The sequence below is a fragment of the Mycobacterium sp. genome (assembly GCF_050701675.1).
Classification (GTDB): Bacteria; Actinomycetota; Actinomycetes; order Mycobacteriales; family Mycobacteriaceae; genus Mycobacterium.
Window position 1 is genome coordinate 1 of the sequence record NZ_JBOGDD010000651.1, and the last position, 4,829, is coordinate 4,829.

A 4,829-nucleotide genomic window follows, 5' to 3' on the forward strand; every position below is an offset into this window, starting at 1 on the left:
GCGAGCGGTGTTGTCGAAGAGCCTCTGCTGCTCGTGGCCGGTCATGAGCCGGAACAGGTCACCGGGCTGCTCGAAGTAGTTGTCGTCGTCCTCGCGGAAGTCGAAGTGATCCGCGGTGGACCCGATCGACTCGGCGGGATCGGCCCCGGGGCGAGGGTCATAAATCGTGGGTGTTGGCCCGCGCTGGGGGTGAACGGCGGTGCAATGAGCGGGCCGCCTGGTATGACGCCGAACGCGGCGATGGAGTCATGTCCGCGATTGGAGACGTAGACATACCGTCCATCCGAGGATATCGCGATCTCGGCAGCTGTTGAGGTGTCGGTGAAATCTGTTGGCAGGGCGGAGATCATATGCATTGGCGTGAGGTTCGCGGCCCGCTGGACGTACTGGTAGGCGGTGACTTCCGACGACAGTTCGTCCACCAGGTAGAGCACCGAGAGGCTGGGGTGGTAGACCAGGTGGCGGGCTGTCATACTGCGGCGAGGGGCGGTTTCAGGTGTCAAACATGTTGTCCGCCAATCGTTGTGCTGTGCTGTGAGTTAGAAGGCAGCGGTGATACCCAGTTCGGCGCCGAGTTTCTCCAGATCGGTGCGGGTCTGGTCGGGCAGGATCACGCCACCGGCGGCGATGTTGTTGTGCTCGTTGAGCTCTTCGAGTTCGCCGGGGTAGAAGATTTCGTCGTATCCCGGGGCCAGAGGGGTGGTTTTGACTTCGTCGACGAGCTGGCCGACCGACGCGAGGTAGTCCTCGGTGCTGCCCATGGCGGCGGCCACATCGATGGCGATGAAGAGATGTCCGGCGCCGCTGACCCTTTCGGCTTCATAGGGTCCGCCCACCCGGGTCGCGGTGTTGGAGCCTGTCAACGCACCCGACAAGACGTCCATCATGAATGTGATGGCATAGCCCTTGTGGCCGGCCATCGGCAAGATGACGCCGTTGATCGCGCCTGCGCAAACGGTGATCCCCAAAAACGGCCGAGCCGGCGCACGTCAACACGGCACAGAACAGGGTGCTCCAGCCGGCTCCGCGTGCCGGGTCGGTGATGACGCCTTGGCAGACCACGGTGTCGTTGATGGCGATCAACTTCTCGGCCGCGCCGTGGCGGTTCGGTGCGACCTGATGGACACCTTTTTCCAGGGCGACGAAGGTGTCGTGGCCGTGATAGGTGAACGCGCCCTTGATCTCGACGGTGCAGTCCGGTGCGTAGCATTCGGTGACCATCTGGGCGGGATCGATGTGTACAGCTCGCCCCACCGCAGATCGTCTGCAGGTTGCAAACAGCAATGGCCGCACAAGATTAGGAGACATCCGTCATGAGCAAGATCGCAGGCAAGGTGGCCGTCGTCACCGGCGACGGCTCGGGCATCGGCCGAGAACTGGCCACCGGACTCGCCACACGCGGGGTGGACATCGAGTGAGAACGTCGCTGACGGCGCAGGTCAGCAAGCAGCGGGTGGACACGAAACTTGAGAAGCCACACTCGCGTCAGCTGCGTGGCGTGCTCAGCGAAGCGAGCCGGATGCTCTAAACCCGACGCGGCTGTTTTACTGGTCCGACCACCGGCCATGGGTTAACCTTGGGTAACTCGCGGAGGGAGGGCGCATGGTCATCGAATCTACTGGCTACCACATCGAACCGGTTCGTCGGTTGAAGGTCGCCGATGCCGTCGCCGCGCAATTAGGGCGACTCATCGACGCCGGCGAATTTCAACCTGGACAGAAACTGCCCGCCGAACGCCTTCTGGCCGAACGATTCGGGGTGGGGCGCAGCTCGATGCGGGAGGCATTCCGCAGCCTTGAAAGCCAGGGGCTGGTGCGCGTCGAACACGGCATCGGAGTGATCGTCCTCGACCCCGCTCAGCGTGAGCAAAGCGCGAACACCACCATGCTCGTCATCGGTGACTACACGGTGCCGGAACTGTTCGAGATCAGGATGCCCCTCGAACGGGACGCGGCCGGACTGGCTGCCAAGCGAATCGGACCACACGAAACGGCCGAACTGCATGCCATCCTGGCCAAGGCCGAGGACCCGGGCATCTCCGACGCGGAGTACATCGAGCTCGACGCCGAGCTGCACATGGCCATCGCCCGTGCGACGAAGAACTCCCTGTTTGCCAGCGTGATGACGGGCTTGCGACCGTGCTTCTTCCAGTACTCCCAGCAGGTCCTGCAACTTCCCGACCGACGCAAACGGGCGCAGGAAGGACACCGCAGGATCGTCGACGCCGTGGTCGGCGGCAGAGTCAAGGAAGCCCGGGCGGCTGCCGTCGCGCACATCCGCGATGTCGAAGAGGATCTCGTCGAGTACCTCGCCGCCGAGGATCATCAGACCGAACACTGATCGCGCTGGGAAGGTTTGCTCAGTCGGCCGATATGTCCACATATCAGATCACCTGTTATGCAGTCAGGAGCCCGCCCGTGCGACGACCGTGTCTGGAAGCCACCGATTCGCGCCTCGAGGGGCTCGTCGCCTCGGCCGAACCCCGGCAGATCGCCACCGGCTTCGTCTTCACCGAAGGGCCTGTATGGGACCGGCACCGTCAGTGGCTGACCTTCAACGACATCCCAGCCGATCGCATGCTGCGGTGGGACGCCCAAAATGGGGTGAGCGAGGTCCGGGGACCCAACAACATGGGCAACGGGATGACGGACGCCCCCGACGGCGGGCTGCTCGTCTGTGAACACGCCACCAGCCGTCTCGTGCATGTCGACGCGCAGCGGACGACCGTGCTCGCCGAACGCTTCGGTGGCAGGGAACTCAACAGTCCGAATGACGTGATCGTCAGCTCGGCCGGCGTCATCGTGTTCACCGACCCGTACTACGGCCGCACCGGGTTCGTCGGAGTGCCGCGGCAGCCGGAGTTGGACTTCACCGGTGTGTACGCCCTGCGCCTGAATGCCGGGCAGCCGCCAGCGGCACCGACCCTGCTCACGGCGGAGATGAGATCGCCCAACGGACTGTGCCTGTCACCGGACGAGCGCTTCCTCTACGTCGCAGACACCGAGCAGTTCGAGATTCGCCGCTACCGCTTCCACGGTGACCGCCTCAGCGACGGGTCGGTCTGGGCCCAGACTCTTGGCGATGAGCCCGACGGTCCGGACGGCCTGCGGGTGGACGAGTTGGGCAACGTGTACTGCGCCGGACCTGGCGGCATCCACGTCTTCGCGACGTCGGGGGAGCCTCTCGGCAGGATCCGGCTTCCAGAGGTAGTGGCCAACCTGACGTGGGGCGGCCCGGACGGCCACACCCTTTTCGTCTGTGCGTCGACATCGGTGTACGCACTGACGACGACGGTCACGTCCGGGCGGCGCCGGTGACGCAGAAGGCTCAGCGCACCATCGTGGTGGCCGCCCGCACGATGAGAGCCATCGACGCCGCGCCCGCGTCGATGTGGCCTCGGGTGCGCTCGCCGAGGTAGCTGGCCCGGCCCTTCCTGGCGACCATGTCGGCCGTGCCGTCTCGGCCGCGTTCGGCCGCCTCCGCTGCGGCGTCGAGGGCATCGGCGAGCGAACCTCCGGCGGCCACGACCCGTGCCAGTTCCCCTACCGCAGGTGCCAGCGCGTCGTACAACGTCTTGTCCCCCAACTCGACCTGCCCACGTTCGGCAACGCCGCCGGCGCCCGCTTGCAACATGACGGCCACCATCGGGGCGTCCAGCAACTCGGCGGTTCCCACCGACTTGGCCATCCGCAGGAAGAACGTCCCGTACAACGCCCCGCTGGAACCACCGATGGTGTCCACCAGCGTCATTCCCGAGTCTTTGAGGACGACCGCTGGTGTCTCATCGGACAGCGACGTCACCGTGTCGCGGACCGCCGCGAAGCCGCGCGCGAGATTGGAGCCGTGGTCGGCGTCGCCACTGGCGGCGTCGAGATCGCACAGTGCGTCCTCGTGGTCGGCGACCTGCCGCGCACACTCCTCGATCCAACGGATCAGGGCGGCAGAGTCGATCTTCTCCATCATCAGGCCTTCCATCGCAGTGCGGGGGTGTGGAGCGGGCGCTCCCACAGTTCGATCAGATCGTCATCGACTTCGAACACCGTCAGCGCCGCTCCCGCCTGGTCCAGCGAAGTCACAAAACTGCCCACCAATGACAGTGCAGGGTCGAATCCGCGCTCCCGCAGGCGACTCGCGACCTCGCCGTAGAGCAGGTAGAGCTCGCTGTCCGGAGTGCCCCCCATCCCGTTGACCAGAGCCAGCAGCCGGGCACCGGCGGACGGCCGCAGGTCAGTGAGGACCGCATCCAGCATCAGATCGGCAAGGCGGCCGGCGCCGAGTGCCGCGGCGCGTTCGCGGCCCGGCTCGCCACTGATCCCGATACCGAGCTCGATCTCACCATCAGGAAGGTCGAATATCGGACGGCCCCTCAACGGCGGTGTGCACGAGGATAATCCGACGCCGAACGATCGGGAGCGGGCGTTCACCCGTTCGGCGATCTCCTTGACGTGCGCCAGTGAGCTGCCGAGATCGGCTGCCGCTCCAGCGATCCGCTCCACCAGTAGGGTCGCTCCCAGACCGCGCCCGCCGGTGCTACCCGTCGCGCCCCGGGTCGCGACGTCATCGTCGACGAGAACCGACGCGATGTCGATGTCGTCATCAAAGCCGAGTATCTCCCGGGCCATCCCGAAATTCATGACCTCACCCGGGAAGTTCTTGATCACGTGCAGCACCCCGGCACCACCGTTCACCGCCCGGGTCGCTTCGACGATCTGGCGGGGAACCGGCGAGGTGAACACCTCCCCGGCCACCGCCGCATCGATCATTCCAGGCCCGACGAAGCCGGTGTGCAAGGGCTCACAGCCTGATTCGCCGCCCGCGACGATTCCCAC

At 65.5% G+C, this 4,829-nt stretch carries 7 protein-coding genes; 2 read left to right on the top strand and 5 right to left on the bottom strand.

Features of this window, described 5'->3' with window-relative positions:
- From ACRDUX_RS19975 to ACRDUX_RS19985, 3 genes are all read right to left on the bottom strand, one after another.
- A partial coding sequence (locus ACRDUX_RS19975; RefSeq protein ID WP_526415758.1) for a hypothetical protein occupies nt 1–57 on the bottom strand: 57 nt, incomplete at its 3' end.
- Nucleotides 42–473 (bottom strand): lactonase family protein, encoded by a 432-nt coding sequence (locus ACRDUX_RS19980; RefSeq protein WP_526415752.1) that lies wholly within the window; start codon nt 471–473, stop codon nt 42–44. The genes ACRDUX_RS19975 and ACRDUX_RS19980, both read right to left, overlap by 16 nt.
- 66 nt (nt 474–539) lie before the next feature.
- Entirely contained in the window at nt 540–968 is a 429-nt protein-coding gene (locus tag ACRDUX_RS19985; RefSeq protein ID WP_526415753.1) for an Ldh family oxidoreductase, read from the bottom strand.
- A 634-nt stretch (nt 969–1,602) separates the two neighbouring features.
- On the opposite strand from ACRDUX_RS19985, the gene ACRDUX_RS19990 reads away from it, so the two are divergent.
- Together ACRDUX_RS19990 and ACRDUX_RS19995 are read left to right on the top strand one after the other, a co-directional pair.
- On the top strand, nt 1,603–2,340 hold the full coding sequence (locus ACRDUX_RS19990; RefSeq protein ID WP_526415754.1) for a FadR/GntR family transcriptional regulator: 738 nt from the start codon (nt 1,603–1,605) through the stop codon (nt 2,338–2,340).
- A 77-nt stretch (nt 2,341–2,417) separates the two neighbouring features.
- The gene (locus ACRDUX_RS19995; RefSeq protein WP_526415755.1) at nt 2,418–3,317 is read left to right on the top strand and encodes an SMP-30/gluconolactonase/LRE family protein; all 900 of its coding nucleotides are present in this window, start codon (nt 2,418–2,420) and stop codon (nt 3,315–3,317) included.
- A 10-nt stretch (nt 3,318–3,327) separates the two neighbouring features.
- Here the strand turns inward: ACRDUX_RS19995 and dhaL are convergent, their stop codons facing one another.
- Nucleotides 3,328–3,963, bottom strand: coding sequence for a dihydroxyacetone kinase subunit DhaL (dhaL, locus tag ACRDUX_RS20000; protein ID WP_526415756.1), 636 nt, complete (start codon nt 3,961–3,963; stop codon nt 3,328–3,330).
- Nucleotides 3,963–4,829 (bottom strand): dihydroxyacetone kinase subunit DhaK (locus ACRDUX_RS20005; protein WP_526415757.1); only part of this gene is annotated, 867 nt, incomplete at its 5' end. The genes ACRDUX_RS20005 and dhaL, both read right to left, overlap by 1 nt.